Source organism: Dactylosporangium aurantiacum (genome assembly GCF_000716715.1).
Classification (GTDB): domain Bacteria; phylum Actinomycetota; class Actinomycetes; order Mycobacteriales; family Micromonosporaceae; genus Dactylosporangium; species Dactylosporangium aurantiacum.
Window position 1 is genome coordinate 1 of record NZ_JNYJ01000112.1, and the last position, 3,190, is coordinate 3,190.

1 rRNA gene is annotated in these 3,190 nt (G+C 57.1%); it reads right to left on the reverse strand.

Annotated features, from left to right (window positions below):
* Positions 1-9: 9 nt before the first annotated feature.
* Positions 10-3,130, reverse strand: a 23S ribosomal RNA gene (locus OP18_RS50415).
* Between the last annotated feature and the right edge of the window lie 60 nt (positions 3,131-3,190).

Consider the following 3,190-nt stretch of genomic DNA (forward strand, 5'->3'; position numbering starts at 1 on the left):
TTTATGGTTGAGGTCAAGTCCTCGGCCTATTAGTACCGGTCAGCTCAAACCTGTTACCAGGCTTCCACTTCCGGCCTATCAACCCAGTGGTCTAACTGGGGGCCTTAACCCTCAAGGGGTGGGATACCTCATCTCGAAGCGAGCTTCCCGCTTAGATGCTTTCAGCGGTTATCCCTTCCGAACGTAGCCAACCAGCCGTGCTCTTGGCAGAACAACTGGCACACCAGAGGTTCGTCCGTCCCGGTCCTCTCGTACTAGGGACAGCCCTTCTCAAGTATCCTACGCGCGCGGCGGATAGGGACCGAACTGTCTCACGACGTTCTAAACCCAGCTCGCGTACCGCTTTAATGGGCGAACAGCCCAACCCTTGGGACCTACTCCAGCCCCAGGATGCGACGAGCCGACATCGAGGTGCCAAACCATCCCGTCGATATGGACTCTTGGGGAAGATCAGCCTGTTATCCCCGGGGTACCTTTTATCCGTTGAGCGACACCGCTTCCACCTGCCAGTGCCGGATCACTAGTCCCGACTTTCGTCCCTGCTCGACCTGTCAGTCTCACAGTCAAGCCCCCTTGTGCACTTGCACTCAACACCTGATTGCCAACCAGGCTGAGGGAACCTTTGGGCGCCTCCGTTACATTTTAGGAGGCAACCGCCCCAGTTAAACTACCCACCAGACACTGTCCCTGAACCGGATCACGGTCCGAAGTTAGATACCCAAATCCAACAGAGTGGTATTTCAAGCTTGCCTCCACAACCACTGGCGTGGCCGCTTCACCGGCTCCCACCTATCCTACACAATCGAATTCGAGTACCAATGTCAAGCTATAGTGAAGGTCCCGGGGTCTTTCCGTCCTGCCGCGCGTAACGAGCATCTTTACTCGTAGTGCAATTTCGCCGGGCCTGTGGTTGAGACAGTGGGGAAGTCGTTACGCCATTCGTGCAGGTCGGAACTTACCCGACAAGGAATTTCGCTACCTTAGGATGGTTATAGTTACCACCGCCGTTTACTGGCGCTTAAGTTCTCCGCTTCGCCCCGAAGGACTAACAGGTCCCCTTAACGTTCCAGCACCGGGCAGGCGTCAGTCCATATACATCGTCTTACGACTTAGCATGGACCTGTGTTTTTAGTAAACAGTCGCTTCCCCCTGGTCTCTGCGGCCACCAACCGCTCCACCAGCACGTGGTCTCACCATCGGTGGCCCCCCTTCTCCCGAAGTTACGGGGGCAATTTGCCGAGTTCCTTAACCACAGTTCGCCCGATCGCCTCGGTATTCTCTACCTGACCACCTGTGTCGGTTTGGGGTACGGGCCGCTCGAAACTCGCTAGAGGCTTTTCTCGGCAGCATGGGATCACTGACTTCGCCTGAAACGGCTCCGCTTCACGTCTCACCCTCAAGCAGTACGGATTTGCCTATACTGCGGGCTACACGCTTGCCCCGGCACAACCACCGGCCGGGTCCAGCTACCCTCCTGCGTCACCCCATCGCTTGCCTACTACCACCCAAGTTCCCAACATCAACCCCTCCACCCGAAGGCTTCAGGATCTCCGGAGGTTAGTACAAGCAGGTTCAGCATGGACGCTTCTACGCGGGTACGGGAATATCAACCCGTTATCCATCGACTACGCCTCTCGGCCTCGCCTTAGGCCCCGACTCACCCAGGGCGGATTAGCCTGGCCCTGGAACCCTTGGTCATCCGGCGGCAGGGTTTCTCACCCTGCTTTCGCTACTCATGCCTGCATTCTCACTCGCGTCACCTCCACGGCTGGATCACTCCGCCGCTTCACCGGTGACACGACGCTCCCCTACCCATCCACACACCTGCACCCTCAGGACGAACCATCAGGCGGGGTTAATATGTGAATGCCACAGCTTCGGCGGTGTGCTTGAGCCCCGCTACATTGTCGGCGCGGAACCACTTGACCAGTGAGCTATTACGCACTCTTTCAAGGGTGGCTGCTTCTAAGCCAACCTCCTGGTTGTCTATGCGACCCCACATCCTTTACCACTTAGCACACGCTTAGGGGCCTTAGCTGGTGATCTGGGCTGTTTCCCTCTCGACTACGAAGCTTATCCCCCGCAGTCTCACTGCCACGCTCTCACTTACCGGCATTCGGAGTTTAGTTGACTTCAGTAAGCTTGTAGGCCCCCTAGGCCATCCAGTGCTCTACCTCCGGCAAGAAACACGTGACGCTGCACCTAAATGCATTTCGGGGAGAACCAGCTATCACGGAGTTTGATTGGCCTTTCACCCCTAACCACAGGTCATCCCCCAACTTTTCAACGTTGGTGGGTTCGGCCCTCCACGCGGTCTTACCCGCGCTTCAGCCTGCCCATGGCTAGATCACTCCGCTTCGGGTCTAGGACACGCGACTGAACGCCCTATTCAGACTCGCTTTCGCTACGGCTCCCCCACACGGGTTAACCTCGCCACGTATCACTAACTCGCAGGCTCATTCTTCAAAAGGCACGCCGTCACCCCTGACTATTACATCAGGACGCTCCGACGGATTGTAGGCGCACGGTTTCAGGTACTATTTCACTCCCCTCCCGGGGTACTTTTCACCTTTCCCTCACGGTACTCGTCCGCTATCGGTCACCAGGGAGTATTTAGGCTTACCAGGTGGTCCTGGCAGATTCACGGCAGATTACAGGAGTCCGCCGCTACTCGGGAACACACCAACACAGACCCGCGATTTTCGCCTACCGGACTCTCACCGTCTACGGTGCCGCTTTCCAGCGAACTTCGACTAACCACGAATTTTCTGACTGTGCGACCGGTCAGCAGCCCGATCAAGACATGTCCCACAACCCCGCACACGCAACCCCTGCCAGGTATCACACGTGCACGGTTTAGCCTCATCCGCTTTCGCTCGCCACTACTCACGGAATCACAATTGTTTTCTCTTCCTGCGGGTACTGAGATGTTTCACTTCCCCGCGTTCCCTCTACCCGCCCTATGTGTTCAGGCGGGAGTGACACCACATGACTGGTGCCGGGTTCCCCCATTCGGACACCCTGGGATCACAGCTCGGTTGACAGCTCCCCCAGGCCTATCGCGGCCTCCCACGTCCTTCATCGGCTCCTGGTGCCAAGGCATCCACCGTACGCCCTCAGCAACTTGACCACAAAAAAGCTATAAAGATGCTCGCATCCACTGTGCAATTCTCAACCAACACCAAACCCG